The organism is Microcoleus sp. PH2017_28_MFU_U_A, assembly GCF_020738035.1.
Lineage (GTDB): Bacteria > Cyanobacteriota > Cyanobacteriia > Cyanobacteriales > Microcoleaceae > Microcoleus.
Genome location: NZ_JAEQCX010000112.1, coordinates 1 through 23,511, shown reverse-complemented (window position 1 = coordinate 23,511; position 23,511 = coordinate 1). Strand labels below are relative to the sequence as shown.

Sequence of the window (23,511 nt, the reverse complement as noted above, 5' to 3'; positions counted from 1 at the left end):
TGGGGCGACTCGATACAGAAAAAACTTATCTTTAACCAAGCTTGAATATATTGATCGCTCCTGCTCTTGGTTGGCAATCAATTATTCAGCAAGCCCTAAGTAAACAAAGAGAATATATCTACTGAGGTAACTCAATATATGGGCGCTAGATTAAGGGTATTCCTGACTCAACAGCAAGACAAAACTCTCTTAAAACTGAGAACTGCGGATGTTCCACAAAAAGTCAAAGATAGAGCAGAAGTAATTAGATTAAATGCACATGGCTGGTACGTTGAAAAAATAGCTGCTCATTTTAACTGGACTCCACAAACAGTGAGAGAGGTTTTACATAAATGGTCGAATATAGGCATGGAAGGGCTTTGGGAGTTGCCTGGTCGAGGGGCAAAGCCAACGTGGAAAGAGTCAGATATAGAGTTTTTAAAAGAATGCCTCAAAAAGGAATCACGTACATATAATAGTCTTCAATTAGTCCAGAAATTAGAAAAAGAACGTTCTGTTAAACTAAGTGCAGATCGATTAAGAAGGATACTAAAAAAAAAGGTTTATTTGGAAACGAGCCAGAAAAAGTCATAAAGGGAAACAAGACCCCATAGTACAAGAAACGAAGCAATCCGACTTAGATATGTTGCAATTAGAGGCGGCGGCGGGAGGAATTGACTTAAAGTATTTAGATGAATCAGGGTTTTGTATGTGGAGTGAACCCGGTTATACTTATTACCCAATAGGTGAGCAAAAACGGTTAGAACAAACGAAACGGCGTGGTCGTAGACTAAGTATTGTCGGACTTCTTCAACCTGATATCAGTTTTGTCTACGGTTTAGTCATTGGGGGCGTTGATCGAAAAGCTTATATCAAAATGATGGAGCGAGAAGCCCAGGAAGCTGCTGAGATTGGACGACGGAGAATAATCGTACAAGACAACGGCCCAATACACCGATGCAAAGAAGTCCAAGAGTTATGGCCGCATTGGGAAAATAAAGGTTTATATATCTTCTTTTTGCCCAAGTATTGTTCGGAAATGAACCCCATTGAATTGGAGTGGCAACACATTAAAAAAGATGAATTGGCAGGGCAAATGTTTGATGATGAGTTAGAACTCGCCTACGCCGTAATTCATGGAGTAGAAGTTAGAGGACAAAGGGGAAATTACACTACGCAACGTCTTAAGTTTAACTCCAATTAGGTAACTTAATATTTTGTTACATAAATAGGTTTTTTCCCGCCTACCTACTTAACAGAGGTCAGGATGGCATTAACCACCTGCCGATCTCGAACTCGAAGAAGCTGGATGGGACGATTCAATTGTAATACCTAATTCGATAACTGTATTATAACCATAATTATTGAGTAAATTCAAGCATTATTTTACAGCAGGTTTGTTGACAAAGTTCAGACTAATTTCTCTTTATTTTATTTGTACATCATTCTAAGATTGGGGCTATCAGGATTCTCGCTTGATAAATTGGGCGAATTGCAGTGCAAAGAAGCCTGCTAAGTGTAGGTGAAGCTTGCTTAGTTTTCCAGAGAAATTAAATGGCAGAAAATCGGTTAAGTTTAGCGCTCTGCGCCGCGTTGTTGAAGTTAGTTTTTTGCTCAAATAATGACAGAAACTTTTCCCAAAACCAGCCTCCTCAGCGATGGTTGGAAATTCGTACTCCATTCTCCAACAGCAGGCGAAATCATCAACCCTCAAGGAACGCGGCAAACTGCCTACTTCGGATTTGATTCCCAAGCAGCAGCCGAAAAGTTTATGAAAGTCCTCGTCGCTTACGGATGGGGCGACTGCCAAATTCGCCCGTCAAAGAGGCTCGATAGCTGCCAGATCGAAGTAAAAGTCTGGAACTGCGCTGATTTTTTACTGCAACCGCACCTCATAACTAAAACAGTAGGTTACGCTCGAACTGGCGATTCGTACAAAACCTATTTGTTAGCCCAAAATGGCAGGGCGTACAAGTACAAAACCCTGAGTGAAGGAGAGTTTCAAACCGCCTGCGTTTCCTGCATCAAAGCAGGCTGGAAGTTGGTAGACTGCACCGATTTTGCTCGGTGGTTTTGTCGTCAGTCGAAAATGCCCAGCGCTCCGCGCCAATAGCAGTGTCAATTAACATTCGCAACTAAAACTATCATGAAAATCACATCCAGCTACGTCGTATCTGTTACTGGCTCGACTGCTTGCTGCTCTAGCGCTAGCTCTGATACAATCACGCTGTTTGAAGGCTTTAACGAAAACAGCATCGCCTTAAAGTTCGAGCCCGAAAGCATCGAGGTTTTATCGATTTTAATCGATCAGTTGAAGCTGACTTTAGCGCAGCTGACCAATGCCAAAGTCGAAGAGTTAGAGCGCATGAGGAAGCTGCACCATACTTGTTGCAAAGATTCTTACTGTGCCGAACCGTTGGGGTTCTAAAAAATTGACGGCTTACTTCAAAAAAGAGAATTATGAATTTACGTTCTACTAATTCTCTTTTTTTTAATAACTCGGACGCGCGTAAATTACCAGCTTAGAAACTTCAGTCACATTTCTAATTTATCTGAAAAAGTTTGAATGTAACAGCGCTTCGCGCCGAGTTGTTGGCAAGTTACAAGTCAAAGATATGAAAACCAAAGATGAATTGCTCGCCTCACTTCCTCAGTTTGGCGGTAGCGAGACGCTTCAGCCTTACCAGCTTCTTATCTCTCTGACGGAAGGCGTCGCGTTTCTGGCAAAAGAAGCTGAATGCTTTTGGTTGATAGATGCGATCGCTTCTTACCAGCCGGAAATCAAAAAATCCGGCAGCCAAATGCTTAAAGATTTCCAAATTTGGGAACTTACCCGGCAGCAAGAATGCAAATTCTTGTTGGTTTGCAAGGAAGATTCAGACACGCCGCCAGCTTTTCAGCAAGAAATCGAATTCTCTGACTTTCCTTTAGATGAAATCAAGCTGTGGTTGAGCGGTGGCATTTTGCTGCTGCCGTCCGAATATTAAGTTTAATTGAGGTAAAAATCGGGCGCGATCGACCTTAAAGAATTAGTTCAATAATTAGTTCGATCGCTCCGAATTTCTGCTGCATTATTTGGAAGAATTTGCATGACATTGTGGTCTCTCGATCGAAGTTCGTCTGGAAGGTGATATAATATAATGTTCGAGATTGAGTTTACCCCGGAAGCAGAAGCCGATCTCGCATGGTTCAAAAAGCAAGAACGAAACATCATCCTTGATAGTATTGAGGAAAACCTGCGCTTTGAGCCGGCGGTTGTTACCCGCAACCGCAAGCCTCTCCGTCCAAATCAAACAGCAGAATGGGAGTTACGCGTCGATAAGTACCGGGTTTTCTACGATGTGACGGATGTAGTACAGATTGTCTCTGTTGAAGCTATCGGTCTCAAAATTGGAAACCAATTGTACTTTCGAGGCAATGAGGGGAAATTATGAAAACGATCGCAATTTCACGACACTTGAAGCTGCTCAATGCTCTGTTACAACAAGCGCGCGAGCAGAATCTCATCTTGCAATCGGCTGACGGCGAACAGTTTGTTCTCGCCAAGATAGCAGATGCACCAGCAGTCAGGATTGACGAGGACGGGAATGTCCTAACCTTTGATGTTGGCGAGAGCGATGATTTTGAGGAGGAAATCGATCTGACCCGTCAGAATGCGGAACTGATGTGTTTTCTGGACGAACGATCGACAAAGGTCAAACCCGCCAGCGGGACATCCTTGAAAGATATTCGGCAACGTCTGGGTTGATAGCACAGTCGAAGTAACGTAATCGGTCGGAATGTCTATTCCTCTTTCTATCTTTGAATTAGAGTCGATCGCCAACACTGCCGACAAGGAATAATATAAAGGAAAAGCGCAGCAATTGCGCCTTTCTTTTTTTTTCAATGCTGCGAACGAGTATCGATCGAACTGCTTATCAAAAACTCAAAAAACGTCAAATTACTTCCAAAAAGTTTCGCCTCAGAAATAAATATTTATCTTCAACTACTCGACCGACTTTTACTCCGTAAACCAACTCGCCGTCAAACAGCATTGCCTCTTCAAATTCTAAGAGTGCTTTTACTTCCGATTGCTGCATTAAATTATCCCGTTCTTCCCCCGCTACCACCCAAAACCCACCATCGCCGGGTAAGCCGGGACTAAATTTATAATGCGGCACGCCACGAACGCAGTAAACCGCCGTTTCGGGAATGTCTTGAGGCATCAAGCAAGTTCTGATTTCCTTCAAAGTATTCCTCGCTGAAACAACATCCAGTACCATAAAAACTCCTTTTTTTTCAGGTAAAACGAACGGGTAAAAACCCCAAAACAACTTATAAACTCGCCAAATTTTTGCTAACAATCGCAACAGCAGGTCTATTTCTCGTGAGCGCACCCTCCAAACTTAAAATCCCCAAACTCAGCTGCGTTTCGAGAAAAACTTAAAACTCGGAGAAGTTCGATCGAATGCTGCGGCCGTTGCAGGATTGTTGGCAAATGACATCAGGATTAACCCCCCAATTCAGCAGAACTTTTGCTTTTAGCGGGCAATGCTTGGAGCTTGGCGGCCGATTCCCGATCTTTGCTCATATACTGTTGGATGACATCCCACTGTTTTGGCATCGCCTCGTAATGGGCGGCTTTCATTTCTTCCTTGTATTCTCGAACTGCTGCAAGCGTCGGACGGCCTTCTTGGCGCTCGTTTTTCAAATGAACTTTACCGTTATCTGCCTGTTGGAGACTGGTTTCGTACTGTTTCAAAGACTCCGATAAAGTCTTGGTATCGAGCGCATCGCTCGTTACTTTCATCCGACCAGCATTGACGATCCGTTCTTGATATTCCGGGCTGCGGTGCAGCTTTTGAGCATCGGCAGCCCACTCTACAAAACTGTTTAAAGGAATGGCATCGACTTTGGGTTGAACTTCTTCTTTTATCCTGGAAAACCTCGCAGCAGCTTCGGAAAGGTGCGAGTCTTGAATCGGTTGGATCGAGCCTAAAGCATAAGCACCTTCGACTGAGGATTTCCAAGATTGTTCTTGAATTTCTTTGTTGATTTTCCGGATCGAATCTGTTTCGCAATGCTGCTGTTTGATTGAGGGCGGGCATACCGCTTCGTAGGCAGCAGGAGCCGACAGTTTGACCTTTAAATGTATGTCGGTTGTCGTCGCCGGTGTTGGGTTTTCTTTCACCATCGAAAGCGCCGAATCCAACCTGCTGGCATTCTCACCGTGCTGGGTTTTAAAAACAGCAGGTGCTGTGCCCGGTTCGGCGCTGACGCCCAGGGATTTCATTGCCACGCGACCTATCGTATCGATCGAACCTTTGACTTCGTATCCTGCCTCTGTAGCGGCTTTCTGCACTCCTTTTGCATCGTTTACAACCGCCGCTAGTGCTATGTCGTTGGGGCGATCGCCTTTATCTCCAAACAGCGCTTTCTGATTGGCTTTGGACATCAGATCTACTAAATATACACCCGGATTTTCCACTGCTACAGCGGCAGTAACTTGGTTGTCTGTTTCTAACGGTTGCTGTTGGGTGCTTTCCGGTTTTTCCGCAACCGCTCCTGTTTTTCTGGCCATATTAACTCTCCTTTTTTACTGGTTGAACGAATTCAATAAAAACTGTAATTTTTTTTCGGAAAACAGCTTATTGGCAGTTGATTGTCGGTAAGTAGTAGCTGAGAACTGACAGTCGAGCGCTGGTAAATAGTAGTTGTTAGCTGGCAGCTAATAAATAGCAGCACCCAGGAATCTGTTAACTGCAATCTTTACTTACAAAATAACTGCTGCGTTACTTGGTTTTGTGCTGCGGTAAAGTTAAACTAGATTGGCAGCTCGATCGAGCTAACTGATAGCCGCCCGCAAAAGCCAGCAGCGAACACAACACGATCGCGATCGCAAATTTCCAATCTAATGTTTTACCGCTGCGATCGATTTCCGAACTCGCAGAACTGCCACCCTTTCGAGATAGGGGTTCGAGCGCGGCAGCCTTCGCTCCGATAGCGTACTGTTCGGCGACAGATTTTACCTCTGACAGCCACTCTTCCTGCTCTTTTGTAATGCCGTTCACCCGCTCCAGCCAGTTGAAAAAAACTCCGTCGAATATCGACGGCAGCAATCGCAACAGCAATTCCAACCTCTGCATCCTTAGAAGAGTGTCAAATTCGGGGTCGTTGGGAGAAACATCATGATTTTTAGCAAGTTCCTCCACCACATCTTTTTTAAATTCTTCTACGCTAGTCGGTATATTTTCTGGAGCAAACGACCGCACTATTTCTCGAATTTTTTCGCAATTCAAGACTGTCGCTCGCTCTGCATCCAGTTCTAAGTCGCTGTCGAATTCCTCCGCATTTAATTCGCTTAATTTCACGATTTAATATTCTCCTTGATTACCGTAAAACGCCAAATTTATCAACGTTTTTTTAGCTAAAAGCCTCTTATTTTTACAACGTAAACTTGAAAACTCATTGACCGAAATACTGCAAACTGAAGCCCCATTTTAAGCACTGCAACTCGACAATCGATCGAAACTATCTCGCACAAATCGATATACAGCAGAGCGCGTTTTTGCATAAAATTCAAAATTGCCGACCGCATCTTTTACAGAAAGCGCATCTAAAAAACTAACGCCGCTTCGAGAAACCCAATTCATGTGTCCGGCAGTCAGTTTTGGCAGGTCGATCGACTTTAAATTGCCCGCTTCAACCCTTTCTAAAAACCAATCTTCGCCGCACCATTCCCACTTGCTATTGGAGCCAGACCAATAATTTTTAAAATGCAAATTGCGTACTAAAATATGCACCAATTCGCCTCCAGCTAGCTCCAAAGATTGTTGCAGGGCGGATTTTGACTCAACCGTACCGTCACAAACCCACCATAGAAAAACACCCCATTCGCTTTCAGCAGCAGCGCTGCCGATGCAGTTTGATGCGGCCCAGCGGGCAAATTCTTTCGATCGCCCGCCCGGTAAATCAACAACCGCAGAGCGCCCAAGGCGGACTGATTCTAATGCGGCAAAAGCCCAATCCAAATCGTCGGAGGAGGGGGGTTCGATAGCTTCGCATTCAGATTGAAAAATCTTAAGCAAATTGCCGTCCTTCCCGGCATCAAACAGCGTGCGATCTCGAATCCATTGGGCTAAAAGCTTAGCTGCGAGGGATTTGCCGCTGCCGTTACTTTCTCCTCCTGTAAAATGCAATTCTGGTACGACGGATTTGCAAAAGTTAAAATTAAAAGCTTCCATGTTTTCCTCATTCATTAACAGGATTATTTGTTATTTACCAGATTCACAGCAAAAGACCTAGCTAAAACTTGTTATTTTTTACTGCTTCATTAGCATACCCGTCACTCATTTGTACTGCCCCGATCGCAAATCCCAGCTAGAACTTTTCATTTTTTGCCCCCAGGCGAGCCATTACCCTGTCAAATTGAATGCAGGTATCTGACAAAAACTTGCGGCTTCTGATGCTGAATAAAGGCTTCCCGGCTCTCAAAGTTTCCGCCACTGCTTTTAAAGGCTTCTGTTCCTCCTCAAATATTTTGCGATCTGGCGCGTACATCGCCGGCACGTTCATAATAAAAAATCCCGGCTCACTCGATCGATCGAAATCAGAAATACCTGCAATTTCTATTTCTGTTGGAGCGTACAATAAAGGAACTTTTTCGGGCTTGAGATTTGCAAATTCCGGCCGTTCTTCCAAAAAATGCCAAGCCGTTTCGCTTTTTTCCCGACCGTAATTTCGTACCCAAACGTGCCGCATCCAAGAACCGAACTCGCGCATTGAATCGCCAAACAGCGTTAAAGAAGAAAGCGTTCCGTCGGAAACAAACCACATCACAGGAATGATGCCGAGTTCTTTTACCACGTCTGCAAGGGCGTTGCGGCGCGCCCATTCTTTAAAAGAATCGAAGGCTTGAGCCGGTAAATTGACGATCGCATCTCGCACCATCGCTTTTTCAATAATTGCATCCGCCTCGCAAGACAGTTCCTCAGATTCTGAAAACAAACTGGTAGTGCAGCGCTCTCCCAACTGACTGCCGTACCAATTAGAAACGTCCGGTTTCGTGCGATCGCAGTCGATGGCACAAAAATCTTCTCTCTGCAATTCCTCGCTTAAATAATGCACCATCAACCGACAGCAAGTTGACTTGCCCACGCCGCCGGATTCTCCACCCCAAAAATGCAGCCAGTGCGCCCTTTCTGGGGGTGAAAACGACTGATGCAAACCCGCAATATCTGCTGCTTCTCGCCCGTTTGCCGAAACATCCAAATCGCTACCGCATTCGCCGACTGCCAAACCTACTGCTCCATTTTCTGAATCCATAGCACCTCCAAAAATTTGTCTTTTTCTAGCCATCTTTTCTACTAAATTTAGGTAATTTATTGCTGAATTTGCCGTCTGCTATAGATTTTTTGACTTCAATTAATGATTGAATTTTTCTGCCCGTCAACTATCGAATTTCAACTCTCAACGATCGATCTACCTTCAACTCTCAACTCAAAACTTAAAACTCAAAACTCCCGAATAACTATTTAAAAGCTATCGCTCAAATCTTGAAGCGCTTTCAAAGCCAAACGCCTGGATTCTTCTTCAGAGATCTGCTCTTCTATTAAAGGCTCTTTCCCGGCTGCTTCACCTGCTGAAATACCCGTCACCCCATCGTCCAGAATGGAACAACCGACCGTTCTTTTCAAAACATCGAAACACGACAAAGCTAACTGTTTGTAATCGCCCGCGCTAATCGATGTTGGTGGCGGTTCTTCCAAATAATCGCTGGCAGAACACTCCAACTCCCGCAGTTCCCGCCGCATCCACCGGGCGCATTCTTTTAATTTGCTGCTGTCCTCGCAGCCCGCAAACTCTTTAGCTCGCAGTTTCCACATCAATCTCAGCGCCGGCCACAGGTACATTTGAGCCAATTCTTTTGGTTCGGCTGCGGAGAATAAATTCAAAATTTCCGCATCGGACGTTCCTTTGATGCAATTAATTTTTAGGGTCATTTCAACGTATTCCGCCCGCATTTTTTGGTTCGATTTTTGTTCGGAAAAGTGACTGTTTGGTACTGCATTCACTGCGTTTGCTCCTTCCAATATATTAAGGTTTTTTTGCAAATATGCGCTCTAGCGATTCCGATCGAAATGAGATGCACTGGTTATTTAAGTTTAAGGCTTTTGAACATTTTTTTGCACTCGCTATCTTTTCACGAGATGTCTAATGTTTTGCTTGGAGCTCCCGTTCGGCAGCGGTTGCTACTAAGTAAATGCCGTAAGCATCCAACAGCCTGTTACCCAACTCAAAATTATCCGCACCTGGTGGCAAAGATTCTCCAGCGTGCCAGATCGGATTGAAACTTTTTGCGAAAGTTTCCTCTAATTTGGGCTTTAAATAGTCGGCAGTACCGCCGCAAAATACGAGTCGATCGCAACTTTTGGGTATCGAATTTCTCAGCCAATTTTCCAAAGCTCCGAAGTACAGCGGTTGCGATTCGGAAACTGCTGCCGACAGTTCAAAACTCAGTTTGTTGCCGCTCCATCCCCCCGCAGCTACTGTTGAAACTAGCTCTTCTGGATAGGTGTTGTTGGCGCGCTTGGATACCTCTTTAACCAAAGCATGAAATCCCAAATCCGAAGTCGCAATTACTTCTAAAGTTCCCCGCCTCGATACCAATATCGATGCATTGCGGTAGCCCAGCATTGCGATCGCTATGTCCGACTTTCTCAACTCGTTCGGCATCCGAGCTGCGAGCAAATAAAATATCCCCGCTCCTTCGGGAAAGCAGCGTACCGTACTGACGTTAGCTTGAATTTCTCCCGCAGGCGAAACAAAGTTTTTAGCTAGTTCTTTTATCCTTTCTACCAGCGCCGATTTCGAGTGCATTTCGTTGGCCGGAAGCAGCAGCGACAGCGAAGCATCAAACTGAGAACCCAACTGCAACCGTTCGGAAGCCACCCATAGCATCCCCAAAACTTTATAGGCTGCGGTAACAACTTTTGCCTCCACCAACCGTTCTTTTCCCAAAAAGCGCGATCGGGCTAAGTATCCGAGTGCGACGTACTGGCCGTTCCATCCCACCCAACAGCAGTTTTCGGGGTCCGAAAATTTCAGCGATACTTGCAAAGAAGCCGCGCTGGAATGCGGCACCGATACTGCATAGGGTTCCATGTAACTTGAAGTCATTAAGCTGCCTTTGGACGAGCCCATTACTGACTTCACCCCGCAGCCTCCGAAGTCCACGCTCGCTACTAATTTTTTTTGCGATTGCGCCATCTTTTTTCCTAGAAATAATCAACAATATTTTTGAGTTTTTGGTAACTAGAACCTCAAAAGATTTATTAGTCTTATCTCTTTTAATCATATAAGGGCTATCTTAATGCTCACCCCAAAGAGATATCTATTTTGATAATTTCTTGAGAAAAATAGCATTAAATATCCAACGACTCATTTAAATTAGTGCAAGGGATATACAATCTCAAATTTAAAACCACGGTGGTGGCGTGTTTTTTTTGAATTGGAGCTTTACATCGAAAAATCTCGCATCAAAACCGAGTGAAACTATATGCTTTGCTGACAAATCAAACGGTTATTGCTGATACGAATCGATCGAGCTTGCTGGAAATTGCCAGAACTCCCATCAAAATCTCAGTCGGCGAATTGCTCCTGGCAAGTTTTGCTTTGCAATGCTGGGGAAGGAAGTCCAATTTCTTAAGCCGAATCGCGTCGGAACACAAACTGATAGAACGCATCGAACGCAAAGAACTCGAACTCGCTTTTGCGAAGTTGAACTGCGCTCGCAATGTGGGTTTGCTGCTGCAAGAATTTAAGCTGCGGTGCAATTATGGAGAATTCCTCAGCAGCTTGGAGTCGGCCCTAATCCGCCCGCGAACCGCACAAGATTACATGACAATTTCAAAATATTGGAACCTAATCGAAGCAAAAGCGCGGAACTCCGCGTTTTTGACAGAGCGCGCAACGCTCGCCATAAATTGGGCGCTGGCTGCCGTTTGAGGTGAAAAAACTCGAGCCTGAACGCTGCCAAGGTCTAAAGCATCACCAACCAACTGGGACGGCACAACCTAACACACGAATCTGTCAGTTAGTTGCGCGGCACTTGGTACGAACTGACGCCCGCAATCTCGCGGGGGCAAGAGGGAAGCAAACTGTCAAAATGACAGTTTGACAAATTGAACAGCGCTCAAACTCGAAGAACAATTCAAAACATCTCCCTGGACGATTTACCGAGATACCAAGTTTACTCAAGCTTTTGTACCGCACACGACATTCCCTACCAAACTGTAGAGATGCCTTTTGAAGACCGCAGCGCAGTCACAGCCATGATTTTCAATCAATCAACTAGAGAAGCCCAACCTCACGCCGTTTTCCACCTGCTACCTACACGGCGCTTGCTACGAGTTAACCAAGCAGTCGTGCGGCGGGATAGAAAATCAAGTGGTCAAAATGACCACTTGAAAATTGAAACCCTCGCAGCTACATGCAGCCGACCGCAGCCATTTGCAAGAATCAAATCGGTATAGAACTAGCAGAAACAACGTGCAGAAAATATCGATCGAGCTGTCCGACATAAAAACTGGGATTTTTGAGAGCTTCCATCCTTGCTATATGAAGTTTGCTCGATCGATTTAAATGCAACGCAGCTTATCATCGATAATTCTGAATTCTGCATTATTCTTCCATGCAGGCTAGCGCGGTCGTTAATTTTTTTAGGAAGTATTGAACGCAAATAAAACCACGGAGGCGGCGTGGTTTTCGGACCGCCGTGCTTTTGCCGCAGCCGTTTGCAGCAAGCGCGATCGACCTGCTTTCAAAAAATCCTGCCGTCGATCTGCTAATTTACCTGCAACAAACGAGTATTTCCCAGTCGGTTTTTCAGTCTAAGTTTGATATTAAATTAAGCCGTTTTTTTGCAAAAAGTGCGATCGGAAACCATCCTAAAGATACAGCCTAACAGGCGAGCTGGGGGATAAAGTAGGTTAAATCAAGGCATTCAATTTCTAGATTCCATTGGCTCTCGGAAACCTGGATTCTCGTTCGTACCTCCCTCAAGTTTCCGTTAGGTATCTCTTAAAAAGATTTTGGCAGTTGTACCCTACCCGAACAACAACCCTATTTTGCCAAATGCCAAATGCCAAATGCCTCTCGAACCGATACCACTCGTGCCGTAAAATCGGCCCGGATTCCGCTCGGTCTGCCCCCCACCGCTCCTAACCGAACGCAAAAAGTCCGTTTGATATTTGCAAGACCTTCGCTTGCAAAGTACCAAAAGTCTCTCGAATATTTGTACGAACTTCGCTCGGATTGGTGCTTTTTTATACCGAGATGAAAGTAGTAAAAAAACTGATTTTTTACTACTTTCATCGGGGTAAAGTACGGGGCAAATCAGGAGCGAATGCAGGCGAAGTACGGGCGAAACATGGCAAAAAAAATCGGTTTCATTTTGCCCGCATTCGGTACGTATTTGGAACCTCCTTCGCCCGTATTTCGCCCTCGCTTCAACCGTTTTAAAACGGGGCAGTAACATTCCTTAATATATGGCTAAACTCCATGTTCAACAACAATTACAGGATTTTGTGTTTCCTGGGGACGGCAGGAAAAACGGGCGATATTTGCCGCTCGTTCGGGATTCGGGCAAATGCTGTGGGGGGGCATGAAACCGAAACTATCCGTCCCTACACACTCCGCTTGAAGCTGTTGTTTGCTATTTCAATTATCCAATACTGGGGGCATCGAAATTTCAATTTTTTTAACCCCATTATAGTACCGGGAAATCAGTCTTTTTTGCCGGATTTTCAAGTGCGATCAAATTTTTCAAGTGCGACCGATCGATCGCGAGTCAAAAGCAAAACGAGAGTCGGCATCGATCGTTTAACCGCAAAATTTCAAAAACACGAATTAAAAACCCAACGAAAGAAAGTAGGAGGCCGCCGTGTTTCGCACCCCGCAAGCCGTTTTGAGAGTAGGAAAACTTAAATCGATCGAACATTTGAAAACTGCCGCCAGACACAACAGCCGGGCCGCTGCCGTACTCAATGCCGACCCGAACAAGACTGTTGAAATCTTGCAAGGAGAAGCATCGCCCGAAGCAGTCGTGGAACTGGCGCTCTCAAAAATCGGCTCTCAAAAAATCCGCTCCGATGCCGTAATCGCTGGAGACATCATTTTGTCAGCTTCCCCCAGCTATTTCAGACCCGAAGACCCCCAAAACTACGGGTACTGGCAGCAAAAACACCTGGTGCTGTGGGAATCTGCTTCGGCTGACTGGCTTGAAGAACACGTAGGAAAAAACATCCTCCAAACCAGCCTGCACCTCGATGAAGCCACCCCCCACATCCACTGTCTCTGGGTGCCGATCGACTCCAAGGGCAGGCTCAGCTACAGGAATACGGAGTTTGGAGGAAGCAGGGGCGCGTTGAGCAAGCTGCAAGACAGCTACGCCGCCGCCGTCGCCCACTTGGGCATCGAACGCGGCATCAAATTCTCCCCGGCGCGCCACCAAAAAATCCGTCAGTATTACACTGCTGTCAACTCGACGGAAACCGTGCTGGATTTAAACTCGTGGCTGCCACCGCCTGAACCCCAGGAAACAGCAACCAACTACAGGCAAAGGTCGATCGCCGCTTTGCAGCCCGGTTCCGACACGATTAACCGGATGCTTGGCGAGCGCCTGCGGGCCGTAGGGCAACAAGAACTCGAACGGGAAAAAGCGATCGCCGCTCAAAAATACAGGGAGCAAGTGGAGCGGGAACTCGCAACTGAGAAAGCCGGAGCGATCGCCCTGACAGAAAAAATTTCCCTACTTTCTCAGTTTGCCGGTTGCTGCTTCGTTTTAGCGGAGCGGTTGCAGGCAGATTTAAAAACCAACGCCGTCGTCGGTTCCCAATGGCAGTTTCGGGTGCGGGGCGAATGCGTGGAAATCAAAAATCGGCAGGGGTTCGAGCTTTCTGCGGCGCGCTCAGATTTTGCAGGGTCGATCGCGCGGCTCGAACCCGAACGGTTGCAGCAGTTGGTCGAGTTTTCCGTGATGTTGCAGGCTGCTGCGGGCGATCGGCTGGCAAAACGGCAGCAAAATTCTTCCCCAGAGCTGTGAACCACAACTCTTGTTTGGAGTTCGGAAGGATGCAAAAATTTACTTCGCCAAAACTAAAGAATCTGCTAGCTGCTGGGATTTGCGAATCTGCTCGACTACCAGCAAAATAGCTTGGTTCTGATCCTTTTCATCTTTAAGCTCTTCAAGAGCTTCCTGAAGCTTCAACAGCGGGTGCTTCTTTTTAACGTGGCTCCGATCGCTCCAACTATCGCTCTCGCTCAGCAACAAACAGAAATACTGGCGGCTGCCCGGAGCCAGTTTGTCCATCCCCTCCAACAACTGACAAAAAATTTCCTCGCTGATCCAAGCCTTGCCGTTGCGGATTTCGCTGAGGTGATTCCGCGATATCCCCGCGGCTGCTGCCAGAGCCATCCCCTTAATGTTGTACTCGTCCTGAGCTTGCTTGAGGCAGGTTGCTATTTTTCCCATAAGTTAAGTTTTATTACATAAGTAATCTATCGGTTGTAATAAGACTATTATACAACTTGTGAATAAATTAAGTGGTGGCATTTTCCACAATCTAACACGCCACTGGCAGAGAGGAGCGGGGAGGTGAGAGCAAATCGAACCTCACTAAAAATAAACCTTCCAAAGAAGCAGGAAGGTCAAACAATTAATTTCTTAGGAACTATCATGACAAAAAAATCGCAAAATAGCTACCCCCCCGATCGGAATTTAGCTCGACGGCACCTGGATTATTTGGGATACCGACCGGGCGAGCGCGTTTACCTCAGATTTTTCTACCACAGCAACGACCCCCGAAAAGGAAACGACGCAGGGCGCAAAGCTTCGCAACTGAACTGGGAAGAAATAGAGAACTACCAACTTCAAGGACGCGGCGTATATGTAGTAGTCAACGGCCGCGGGGGCGGACACGCCGACGGCGACATCGATCGGTGCTGTGCCATCTTCTGCGAGTGGGACGATTTGCCACTGGACGAACAACTGCACAGGTGGGAAGAAATTGGATTTGTCGAGCCCACGTTCGTCGTGTTTAGTGGCGACAAATCGATGCAGCCGTACTGGGTGTTTGACGAGCCGGTATCGGTAGAGCAGTGGCGGGAACTGCAAGAACTCCTAATCGCGACGATGGGGGCAGACCCCAGTAATAAAAATCCCAGTCGCGTGTTCAGGCTCGCCGGGGGATGGCACGTCAAACCGGGCCGGGAACCCGTCAAGTCCGAGATCGTTCGAGATAGCGGGATTCGTTACAGTTGTGGGGAATTGCGAGATCGACTGCTAGAGTTGCAACCCTCCCTTTCAGAGCAACCATCCCTACCCCTGGAGATAGCACCCCAACAGCAGAAACCCCCATCAACTCTCCAAGAACGACCCCGGCGCTACGAAGATGTGAGGGTGCCGGTGCCGGTGCCGGTGCCACTGGAGTGTGCCCTGGGCAAAACCAGGGAGTTTTTGGGTGGGGTATCCAGCCAGCGCAACACTTCTATGGCAGCGCTGGCCAGGGATTTGCTCGGCACGGCGAACGAATTTGAACTCTTGGGACAAACCGCCAGCGACGACCCCTACACCTTATTTATCGACGCCTGCCGTCGCTGTTCCCCCGGTGGCGGTTGGGGGGAGAGGGAATGGGAGCAAATCTGGAAGTCGGCAGCCAGATCGCATCCCACTTCCAGCATCGGCCACAAAATTTCCCCCGAGGCTGTCAGGAATTGCATCAAAGGTTGGTACTGGCAGAATGTAGCGAAGCCTGGTTCTGAGAGCCCGCTCATACCCAAAGCCAGCGAGCGCTCCAACGCTCAAACCAAAATGCCCTTGGAGGAAGCAGCAGATGCCGCCCGACAAATTCTTGCAAATGGAAAAGACGAAATCTCGATCGAGATCGAACTCGAAGAACTGCGGCTCCAAACTGGGAAGAGCGAATACTGGTGGCGGAACAATTTTATTAAACCCTTAAAACGAGACATGGATGCGGAACGCTTCAAGCTCGAACTGCTCGGATTGCTTCAGATGGAAGATGAAGTCGAGCGCGTCCGGCAAATCGCCCTGCTAGCCCCCAAATACAGCATGAGCGCGACATCGGTCAAAGAAGCGATGGCGGCAATGAAGCAGCGGACGCAATCGCCAGAGGTAAGAGTTTTGGATTTTGGCCAATTGCTCGATACTTCCTCGCAGGCCGTTGATTGGCTCGTACCCGGTCTTTTGCCTGTGGGGGAAAGCGTGCTGCTGTACGCGCTGCCAAAGGTCGGTAAAAGCAAGCTAGCAATCGATTTGGCCTTCTGCACTGCCACGGGTGAAAGCAAATTCTTGGGGCAAAAAGTCAAGCAGGGCAAAGTGCTTCTCATCATGCCCGATGCTTCGGAGCAATCCCTCAAACAGGAATTACTCAAACGCGGCTTCCGCAAGCAAGACGCCCGAAACTTACACGTCATGCCGCGCTGGAGTATCGACCAACTGGCGGTATTGGAATCAGAGCTAGAGGATTTCCGCCCCGACTTGGTAGTCATCGACTCGCTCAAACGCATCACCGCAGGCAAAGAAATCAGCGAGAACAGCGCCGAGTTTGCCGACAACATCATCGCTCTCAACGAACTCCTGACCCGCTACCGCGCCGCCGGCATCCTAGTCCACCACGCAAATAAGGGGTCTGATGCTGTGGGTGTCGAGAAAGCGCGGGGGTCTACTGCGATCGTCGGTGCTGGTTGGGGGGCTTGGGAATTGGCTCGGATTCCCAAGCAAGACCCAAACAACAAGAAAAAAATGATGGTTGACCCGAAGTGTCCCAAGCGGATTTTGACGGTTACGGGCCGCGATTGCGAAGGGACGACATTGAGCATCGAATTCAATGCCGAAAACAATTCCTGGGACTTTTTTGCAGAGGCGGGCGTTGACCCCGAAGAAGCCCGACAGCAGCAGACCTACCGAGAGCGGATTTTGAAAGTGCTGCGCGCCAACTCGCACCGCGAGCTATCTGGCTGTGAAATTATGGAGCTGTTGGGAGTCGGTCGCGAGCAGCGAGGCTCTACCTACAGCGAGCTAAACCGCATGGAAAACAAGCGCCTCATCAGCGTGCGACCCGCCCCGGGCGACAAGCGGTACAACCTTTATTCTCTGCCTGACTTTACTCCGCCAACTGGCACAACTGATAGCCCGGACGAAGAATCCCAAAAGTCACTACCCCCTCCCCCCCCTACACTCACAGTGTCAGTTGCTAACTCTTCTTCTGAAAGTCTTACAGAGAATCAATTAGAGAACAGTCAGCAGAACAGTCAGCAGGTAGTTAGCAGCAATGGCGAATGTGACAGTTTTAAAAATGCCAAATCTCCTGACAGCAAAGGCGTATACCCGATAGTTAGCAACTTGCAACTGTCACAGGGGGGAGGGGGGGTAAAATGCTCTCCCGACTCCGAAACTGTCACTCCTGCAAGCGCTCCACTGGCACACTCTCACCCGATCGCGCATCCCGCAAATTCTGCTGGTGCGATCGAACTGCAAAACCCGCCAGCAGCGCAGTGCGAACCCGAGCCGATCGCTCCGAATGCTGGGGGAGTCCAAAAAGATCGAACTCAAAATCCATCACCGGTGGAATGCGAAACCAGCTCGATCGCCCTGAGCCCCAATCCGACAGGTTCCGACGATCGAGTTCAAAATCCATCACCTGTGGATCTCGAAACAGATCCGATCGCTCCGAATGCTGAGGGAGTTCAAAATCCACTATCAGTGGAGTGCGAACCCAGCTCGATCGCTCCAAATGCCAATCCGACTGCGGACAATCGAGTCCAAAACCCGCCACCGACTGCGGACGATCGAGTCCAAAACTCGCCACCGACACGAACAGAGTCTGACTCGCTCGCACCGTCGGGCAATCCGAAAGACTCAGACGCCAATGCCACCGTCGAACCGGAACTGAACGAAGACGAGCTTTTCCTAATTAGCTGCATTCGTTCTCTTGTCGCCGAAACGGAGTCAAAAGATGCCAGCGAAGCCGCACTCGACCTGTTGCCGGTTTTCTCCGAAACCTGCAACAGTGGTGCCGCCGATCGCGAAAAGGTTTGGCAGGCCCTGACTGCATCGGAACGGGCTGCTTTCAAAGCGCTGCTTTCTTCTGGGCCAGCAGCAGCCCCCTCCGCACCGCCAGAACCGCACTCGCCGATCGAACCTGCCGACGCGCAACAAATCCGAGAAATTGCCGAAATTTGGTGGGACGAGCTTCCCGAACAATCCCTCCTTACCCAGTTAGCGGGACACGTCCGCAAGTACGGCTTCGCGGCGATCGCCGGTTGGCTGGCAGTTCAAAACGATGCTTTGGTTCGAGAACGGATCGGTCGGTTGCTGGAGCGATTTAACTGACCGATAAAACATAAATTCTGTCCCCGATCGCCGCTTGACGTGAAATTTACCGCCACTGCTCGCACTGCGACAAAAATGCAGGGAACTCGCAGCAATTGCTGCGACGTGAAACAGCAAGTTGTCGTTCCAATTATCGAGACAAAATACGGCTTGTACGAGCTGAAAAATCGGCTTTTTTAACGAAGTTTGACAGTTTCCAAATGAACTAAAAACTTTTTCAATTGCAGAAAGTCAGCAATTATTTACTCGATATTTTGCAGGTAAATCCAAGCTGGTGCAATTACTAAAAAAACGATTTTTTGAGGATGCTAAACAATTGTTAACGGAGCAAAATAGTCATGTCAAACAATACTTCGATCGAATGGGCAACTATGTCCTGGCCTGTCACTACCGGCTGCACTTATGCTGGGAAAAGTTGCCTTAATTGCTATGCAGTTCGAGATAGTTGGAGGCTCGCATCCAACCCGAATCCGAAAGTCAGTGCGCCTTATTCGGGATTGGTAAAAAAGGTACAAATAGCAGGTTTGTGGTTGTTGCGCTGGACGAATCGAGTCAAGTACCATCAAGACAGGCTGGACTGGGTAACGCAGCAGCAAAAGCCGCGCCGGGTGTTCGTCGGAAACATGGGAGATCTGTTTCACCGGGACGTTCCCGATTGGTTTATCGATCTCGTATTCAACCGCATGGAACTGTGTCGGCAGCACAAGTTTTTAGTGTTGACAAAGCGTGCCGAAAGGTTGGCAAAGTACGTGTCAAAACGCCGACCGTCGAACAACATAATGTTGGGAATAAGTGCGGGAACTCGAAGCGAATTGATGCAACGCGGTAGCGAAATGCAACAGATTCAAGGCTGGCAAAAGTTTTTGAGCCTCGAACCGCTCATTGAAGATGTCAGCCGAGAACTATCAGCACTTTTACAACATCCCGACAGCGATTTTGTTTGGGTTGTCTGCGGTGGAGAATCCGACAAAAAACAGTCCGGCGCGCGCCCGTGCGACCTCGAATGGCTGGCAAATATTGTTGGTACTTGTCAAGAATGCCAGGTTTAAGTTTTTGTCAAGCAATTGGGAGGATATCTGGCTGCTTCCTTGCAGTTGAAAGATAAAAAAGGCTGCGATTGGGACGAATGGAATGATTCTTTGGCAATACTCAAAATTCGGGAATACGAACCGTAGTGCGATCGCTTTCACTCCAACAGCGGCACCAGCGGTTTTGAGTTAGCTGCTGGTGCCCGGTGAATTGAGGCAAGCATATTTTCAAATCGAAACAGTTTGTATAAATTGATGAGGGCTATCGATATGCACGCGCATTGCACCATTCTCGCATTCCAATACAGCCAGGTATCCGCTCTACCTCCAACTTTAAAATTCCCAGCAAAATCGAAAGTCGAATTAGAACCCGATTGGCTTTTGTTAAAACAGTCGAGCCGGGACTTGCTTGCGTTACCATCCCAGGAGTGCAACAGTTGGCAAACGCCTGCGGAATTACCGATCGGCGATCGCGCGGCACCCGAACTATCTGGATTGGTTATTAGCTTCGGCAAAACCCTGCCATATCTTCCCCAAAAAACGGTGACTCGCCGCGCTTGGAAGGACGGCCACGCCAAGATTTTTGCCAACGCTTTCGATCGAAACAAACTGGTGAAAGCCTTCGACAAAGACAGGCGCTATGGAGGCAAACAAATCGGTTGGTGTCGCTTGCTGTGCGCTCCTTATAAAGAAAAGCTTTGCGATATGCCGCCGCTTGATTTAAAAGCGGAAGGGGGAATGTGTCAGTCGATCGGTGAATTTGTCGGCCGCTACTTTAAAGGCGACAGCAGTTTTGTAGTGTGGGTGATTCGATTTGAATTTATTCCTAACTTACAAGCATATATCAACCGTTCGCCCTTGAGAGATGTATCCCCTGCTTTTGAGGGAGCTGCTACCAGCAATTTTCCTCTTATTTTACCAATCGAGAGTATACACCAAGCCTCATTAGTCCCCCTTGGTGTATACCCGGCTTTTGCAAAGCAAACTAATACTAACTCTCCAATCCCTTCGCTGGATGAGAGTATACACCAAGCCTCATCAGTCTCCCTTGGTGTATACCCGGCTTTTGCAAAGCAAACTAATACTAACTCTCCAATCCCTTCGCTGGATGAGAGTATACACCAAGCCTCATTAGTATCCCTTGGTGTATACCCGGGTCTTGGGAAGCAAGCTAACACTAGCTCTACAATCCTTTCACGGATCGATAGTATACACCAAGACTCATTAAACCCTCTTGGTGTATATCAGCCTCCTGAGCATCAAACTAACATTAAATCTCCAATCAGTTCGCGAATAAAGAGCATACATCAAGCCTCATCATTCTCCCTTGGTGTATACCCGGCTCTTACAAAGCAAAGTAATACTAACTCTCCAATCCCTTCACCAATCAAGAGTATACACCAGCCCTCATTAGTTCCCTTTGGTGTATACCCAGCTCCTGAAAAACAAACTAATACTAACTCTCCAATTCCTTCACCAGCCGAGAGTATACACCAAACCGAATTAGCGTTTCTTGGTGTATACCAGCCTCCTGGGAAGCAAACTAACATTAACTCTCCAATTCATCCAACAGCCGATAGTATACACCAAGGTTTATCTACCGAGAGTCAAACTACCTTTAGTATGTGCCGGAATGAAACGCCACGATTTGAGGCGATCGGTTTTGGTGCATCCGAGCGAGCTGGCAATCAAATTGATAGTAACCCTCCCGTTACTTTAAGAACTGAAAGTATACACCAAGCTCCATTGGAAGCTTTACCCACTCTTGACTTAAGCCAGTTCGTGCTCCCTCGAAACAACACCAAAGTTGCAATCGTTCCAGCAACCGAGAGCATCCACCAAAACCAAAATGAGAAGCTTGACGGATGGTCGGGCGACTGCGATAGTTCTGACACCAATTCGGCAATTCCTACCGCATCCGAAAGCACGGATGCCTCTCCCGCAGTCCAAGGCGGGAGCGGGTTGGTGTATTCCTTTTGGAAGGGCGAAAGCATTGTGAACCATTACCGCTACAAAGTTAATATTGGCGGCAAGTGGAAGGTAAAAAGTATCTACATCCCAGTTGGCAAACTTCCCCAAGTTAAAGAAGCAATTGCTAATAAATTAGGCGTAGCTGCAATTGTTCTTAAAATTCTCTGCAAAAAACTGTGATTAATATTTTTGATAATTGAACGCTTAGCCTCGATTGAATATCCAATAAGTTTGCTAGCGCATCCGCGCTCAACTCAAAATACTGAAGTAGGAATGCGACCCGGTAAATCCGATACTTCTCTTTCTTTGAGCAACATATCGATTAATTTAAGAGGACAGAGCTATGTCAGGAATGCAACAATTCATCTTACTCCCCGTACCCATGCCACCAATGCTGCCGCAGATGGTAAGAATCGGCGACATCCAATATTTCTCTATTTTCTATCAGGGAAGCAAAGCAACTTGGAGCAACGGCAAGGGAATGGGTACGTTCAGTTATTGGGGGGTCTACGCGCCTTTGCTAGAACATCCAGCCCTGGCAATTTACTTGGAACAATATAATCTAGGTTCCGACGACGAACCGCCTGAATCTGCTATTTTATGCGACGTTGGCGAGCAAAAGATGTATGTCGGCAACTGCCGAGAAATTGATCGCTTTTTGCAGCAACAGCATTCGGAGAACAAGCTGCCCCAATTGACACAAAAAGACTTGGAAGAAGCCTTAAAAACGGTAGAGAATTTGAGCTGGGAACAAATGCAGCGCTTGGGAATGTTTCAAATCTTTGGGAATTCCAACCCGCAAGCCCGTCAGGAAACAGCAAAAATGGTCGAATGGCTTGACGGATACATCACCCCCGATTTGATCCAACAGTACGTTCGCCTTGCCGAAAGAGGCAATTGGATGGCGATCGCAACACTGGAAAATCTCAAACAAAGGATATTGCAAGCTCGGAAACAACAAGCCGACAGCAATTAAATTACCGATGCCGGGAAGTATTTATATTACCTATTCGGTCGTTAAATTAGAAATCGAGAGTATACACCAAAGCTAGCTATTGAAGCTTTGTGTATACTTATTTGCTACCATTCAAAGTATTTAAATCAATAAAAATTAATGCTCATAAAGCGATATTTTTTGATAAGTATTTGTAATTAATTTCGAGTTAAATGAGCAAAAAATAGCAGAAATAAGCCTTTTTATTCGCATCAATAAAGTGATAATTTAGCTGCTTCGCAGGGTGAAATTGAGTGCTAACAAGCAGGTTTTCGCAATTAATTTATGCGGAAATTCCAGCAATTTTAGCCGCAATCCAACCACTCAATTTCAACTATGGACTGCGTTTATCTTCTTCACTTCTCGCGGCCGATTAACCCGTCGCGTCCGGCCCAGCATTACCTCGGCTGGAGCAACGATTTGGACAAACGGCTGCGAAAACACCGTAAAGGCACGGGTTCTCGGCTTTGTGCCGTCGCCCGCGAGCGGGGCATTACTTTTGTTTTGGCTGAGGTTTGGCCCGGCGATCGCACCCTCGAAAGCAAGCTCAAACGGCAGCACAACAGCCGCAAATTTTGCCCTATTTGCAATCGCTCTCCCATCGCAAAACCATCCGCTCTCGATCGATAGCAGTTTTATTTGCAATCGAACGATCGATAGCTCAGCGATTGAGTTTTTTCTCATTTCAAACGGGGGAAAGCAGTTTGTATGCTGGCTGCTTTTCCCTCTCTATTAAACCGTTAGATTGCAAATCGTAACGGGAGTTTTCAGCACCTACTTTATCATGGACGATCGAGTATTTCCAGGTCAGTATCGGGTTGAAGGCGACAGGCGAATTTTGCAGTGCCATTCGCGGGGAGATAAGCGCTACAGCCCGTTCTTTTGTTTTGTAAAAGCTTTCGGTAAGGTCGATTCGATCGAAAATCACTACCAGCGCGCCAAGCGGTTTGAAGGTTGCCCGCCTCCCCTAAATTGGCAGGCAGTTCGAGATTGGAAGCGTTGGGGATTCGAGCAAACAGGGTGGCTTCTCGGCAGCTACCGACTTCCCGTAAGGGAGCACCACAGAATGATTGATCCTATAATGACCCAAAGATAATTTCAGTGTGCAGCGTATCTTATGTCTCTAAAATCTATCATGAAACTGACCG

The 23,511-nt window shown here is 47.2% G+C and carries 25 protein-coding genes; 16 read left to right on the top strand and 9 right to left on the bottom strand.

The window, feature by feature from the left end:
- The first annotated feature begins 138 nt into the window (after window positions 1–138).
- The 6 genes from JGK14_RS26070 to JGK14_RS26045 all read left to right on the top strand — a co-directional run bounded on the left by JGK14_RS26070 (window position 139) and on the right by JGK14_RS26045 (window position 3,727).
- Window positions 139–1,183, top strand: a protein-coding gene (locus tag JGK14_RS26070) for an IS630 family transposase (protein WP_325315661.1) whose coding sequence is annotated in 2 segments (ribosomal slippage) — window positions 139–543 and window positions 545–1,183 — 1,044 coding nt in all. Because the reading frame shifts where the segments join, the coding sequence is not laid out codon by codon here.
- Window positions 1,184–1,600: 417 nt separating this feature from the next.
- The gene (locus JGK14_RS26065; RefSeq protein WP_325315660.1) at window positions 1,601–2,092 is read left to right on the top strand and encodes a hypothetical protein; all 492 of its coding nucleotides are present in this window, start codon (window positions 1,601–1,603) and stop codon (window positions 2,090–2,092) included.
- Between the two features lie 33 nt (window positions 2,093–2,125).
- Window positions 2,126–2,407 carry a hypothetical protein gene (locus tag JGK14_RS26060; protein WP_293186673.1) on the top strand — a complete coding sequence of 94 codons (282 nt, stop codon included), beginning with the start codon at window positions 2,126–2,128 and terminating at the stop codon, window positions 2,405–2,407.
- Window positions 2,408–2,594: 187 nt separating this feature from the next.
- Complete coding sequence (locus tag JGK14_RS26055) at window positions 2,595–2,966, top strand: DUF6876 family protein (RefSeq protein ID WP_293186672.1); 372 nt, start codon at window positions 2,595–2,597, stop codon at window positions 2,964–2,966.
- 153 nt (window positions 2,967–3,119) lie between these two features.
- On the top strand, window positions 3,120–3,413 hold the full coding sequence (locus JGK14_RS26050; RefSeq protein ID WP_325315659.1) for a type II toxin-antitoxin system RelE family toxin: 294 nt from the start codon (window positions 3,120–3,122) through the stop codon (window positions 3,411–3,413).
- Window positions 3,410–3,727: a hypothetical protein gene (locus tag JGK14_RS26045; RefSeq protein WP_293186670.1), complete on the top strand. Its 318-nt coding sequence runs from the start codon at window positions 3,410–3,412 to the stop codon at window positions 3,725–3,727. Before JGK14_RS26050 ends, JGK14_RS26045 begins: the two co-directional genes overlap by 4 nt.
- 187 nt (window positions 3,728–3,914) lie before the next feature.
- On the opposite strand, the gene JGK14_RS26040 is transcribed toward JGK14_RS26045, so the two are convergent.
- The 7 genes from JGK14_RS26040 to JGK14_RS26010 form a co-directional block, all read right to left on the bottom strand.
- The gene (locus JGK14_RS26040; protein WP_325315658.1) at window positions 3,915–4,241 is read right to left on the bottom strand and encodes a hypothetical protein; all 327 of its coding nucleotides are present in this window, start codon (window positions 4,239–4,241) and stop codon (window positions 3,915–3,917) included.
- A gap of 227 nt (window positions 4,242–4,468) precedes the next feature.
- Entirely contained in the window at window positions 4,469–5,539 is a 1,071-nt protein-coding gene (locus JGK14_RS26035; RefSeq protein WP_325315657.1) for a hypothetical protein, read from the bottom strand.
- Window positions 5,540–5,750: 211 nt separating this feature from the next.
- Window positions 5,751–6,329, bottom strand: a complete 579-nt coding sequence (locus JGK14_RS26030) for a hypothetical protein (protein WP_325315656.1) — start codon at window positions 6,327–6,329, stop codon at window positions 5,751–5,753.
- 129 nt (window positions 6,330–6,458) lie between these two features.
- The gene (locus JGK14_RS26025) at window positions 6,459–7,217 is read right to left on the bottom strand and encodes a hypothetical protein (RefSeq protein WP_293186666.1); all 759 of its coding nucleotides are present in this window, start codon (window positions 7,215–7,217) and stop codon (window positions 6,459–6,461) included.
- Between the two features lie 121 nt (window positions 7,218–7,338).
- Entirely contained in the window at window positions 7,339–8,316 is a 978-nt protein-coding gene (locus tag JGK14_RS26020) for a hypothetical protein (protein ID WP_325315655.1), read from the bottom strand.
- Window positions 8,317–8,492: 176 nt separating this feature from the next.
- Window positions 8,493–9,032, bottom strand: a complete 540-nt coding sequence (locus JGK14_RS26015; RefSeq protein WP_325315654.1) for a hypothetical protein — start codon at window positions 9,030–9,032, stop codon at window positions 8,493–8,495.
- Window positions 9,033–9,171: 139 nt separating this feature from the next.
- Entirely contained in the window at window positions 9,172–10,227 is a 1,056-nt protein-coding gene (locus tag JGK14_RS26010; RefSeq protein ID WP_325315653.1) for a ParM/StbA family protein, read from the bottom strand.
- 279 nt (window positions 10,228–10,506) lie between these two features.
- Here JGK14_RS26010 and JGK14_RS26005 point away from each other — a divergent pair, with 279 nt between their 5' ends.
- From JGK14_RS26005 to mobV, 4 genes are all read left to right on the top strand, one after another.
- Window positions 10,507–10,965, top strand: a complete 459-nt coding sequence (locus tag JGK14_RS26005) for a hypothetical protein (protein ID WP_293186662.1) — start codon at window positions 10,507–10,509, stop codon at window positions 10,963–10,965.
- A gap of 769 nt (window positions 10,966–11,734) precedes the next feature.
- Window positions 11,735–11,923: a hypothetical protein gene (locus JGK14_RS26000; RefSeq protein ID WP_293186661.1), complete on the top strand. Its 189-nt coding sequence runs from the start codon at window positions 11,735–11,737 to the stop codon at window positions 11,921–11,923.
- 596 nt (window positions 11,924–12,519) lie between these two features.
- Entirely contained in the window at window positions 12,520–12,945 is a 426-nt protein-coding gene (locus JGK14_RS25995) for a hypothetical protein (RefSeq protein WP_293186660.1), read from the top strand.
- Window positions 12,902–14,062, top strand: coding sequence for a MobV family relaxase (gene mobV, locus JGK14_RS25990; RefSeq protein WP_325315652.1), 1,161 nt, complete (start codon window positions 12,902–12,904; stop codon window positions 14,060–14,062). Before JGK14_RS25995 ends, mobV begins: the two co-directional genes overlap by 44 nt.
- Window positions 14,063–14,101: 39 nt before the next feature.
- Here mobV and JGK14_RS25985 read toward each other — a convergent pair whose 3' ends face one another.
- Complete coding sequence (locus JGK14_RS25985) at window positions 14,102–14,491, bottom strand: hypothetical protein (RefSeq protein WP_293271531.1); 390 nt, start codon at window positions 14,489–14,491, stop codon at window positions 14,102–14,104.
- Between the two features lie 204 nt (window positions 14,492–14,695).
- Between JGK14_RS25985 and JGK14_RS25980 the strand changes: the two genes are divergently transcribed.
- The 6 genes from JGK14_RS25980 to JGK14_RS25955 all read left to right on the top strand — a co-directional run bounded on the left by JGK14_RS25980 (window position 14,696) and on the right by JGK14_RS25955 (window position 22,993).
- Entirely contained in the window at window positions 14,696–18,370 is a 3,675-nt protein-coding gene (locus tag JGK14_RS25980) for an AAA family ATPase (protein WP_325315651.1), read from the top strand.
- Between the two features lie 39 nt (window positions 18,371–18,409).
- Window positions 18,410–18,550 carry a hypothetical protein gene (locus JGK14_RS25975; protein WP_293271535.1) on the top strand — a complete coding sequence of 47 codons (141 nt, stop codon included), beginning with the start codon at window positions 18,410–18,412 and terminating at the stop codon, window positions 18,548–18,550.
- Between the two features lie 158 nt (window positions 18,551–18,708).
- On the top strand, window positions 18,709–19,419 hold the full coding sequence (locus JGK14_RS25970) for a DUF5131 family protein (protein ID WP_325315650.1): 711 nt from the start codon (window positions 18,709–18,711) through the stop codon (window positions 19,417–19,419).
- 234 nt (window positions 19,420–19,653) lie between these two features.
- Window positions 19,654–21,549 carry a hypothetical protein gene (locus tag JGK14_RS25965; protein WP_325315649.1) on the top strand — a complete coding sequence of 632 codons (1,896 nt, stop codon included), beginning with the start codon at window positions 19,654–19,656 and terminating at the stop codon, window positions 21,547–21,549.
- A gap of 163 nt (window positions 21,550–21,712) precedes the next feature.
- Window positions 21,713–22,345 carry a hypothetical protein gene (locus JGK14_RS25960; protein ID WP_293187106.1) on the top strand — a complete coding sequence of 211 codons (633 nt, stop codon included), beginning with the start codon at window positions 21,713–21,715 and terminating at the stop codon, window positions 22,343–22,345.
- A 354-nt stretch (window positions 22,346–22,699) separates the two neighbouring features.
- Window positions 22,700–22,993: a GIY-YIG nuclease family protein gene (locus JGK14_RS25955; protein ID WP_293187105.1), complete on the top strand. Its 294-nt coding sequence runs from the start codon at window positions 22,700–22,702 to the stop codon at window positions 22,991–22,993.
- Window positions 22,994–23,048: 55 nt separating this feature from the next.
- Here JGK14_RS25955 and JGK14_RS25950 read toward each other — a convergent pair whose 3' ends face one another.
- Window positions 23,049–23,291 carry a hypothetical protein gene (locus tag JGK14_RS25950; RefSeq protein ID WP_293187104.1) on the bottom strand — a complete coding sequence of 81 codons (243 nt, stop codon included), beginning with the start codon at window positions 23,289–23,291 and terminating at the stop codon, window positions 23,049–23,051.
- Window positions 23,292–23,511: the final 220 nt, after the last annotated feature.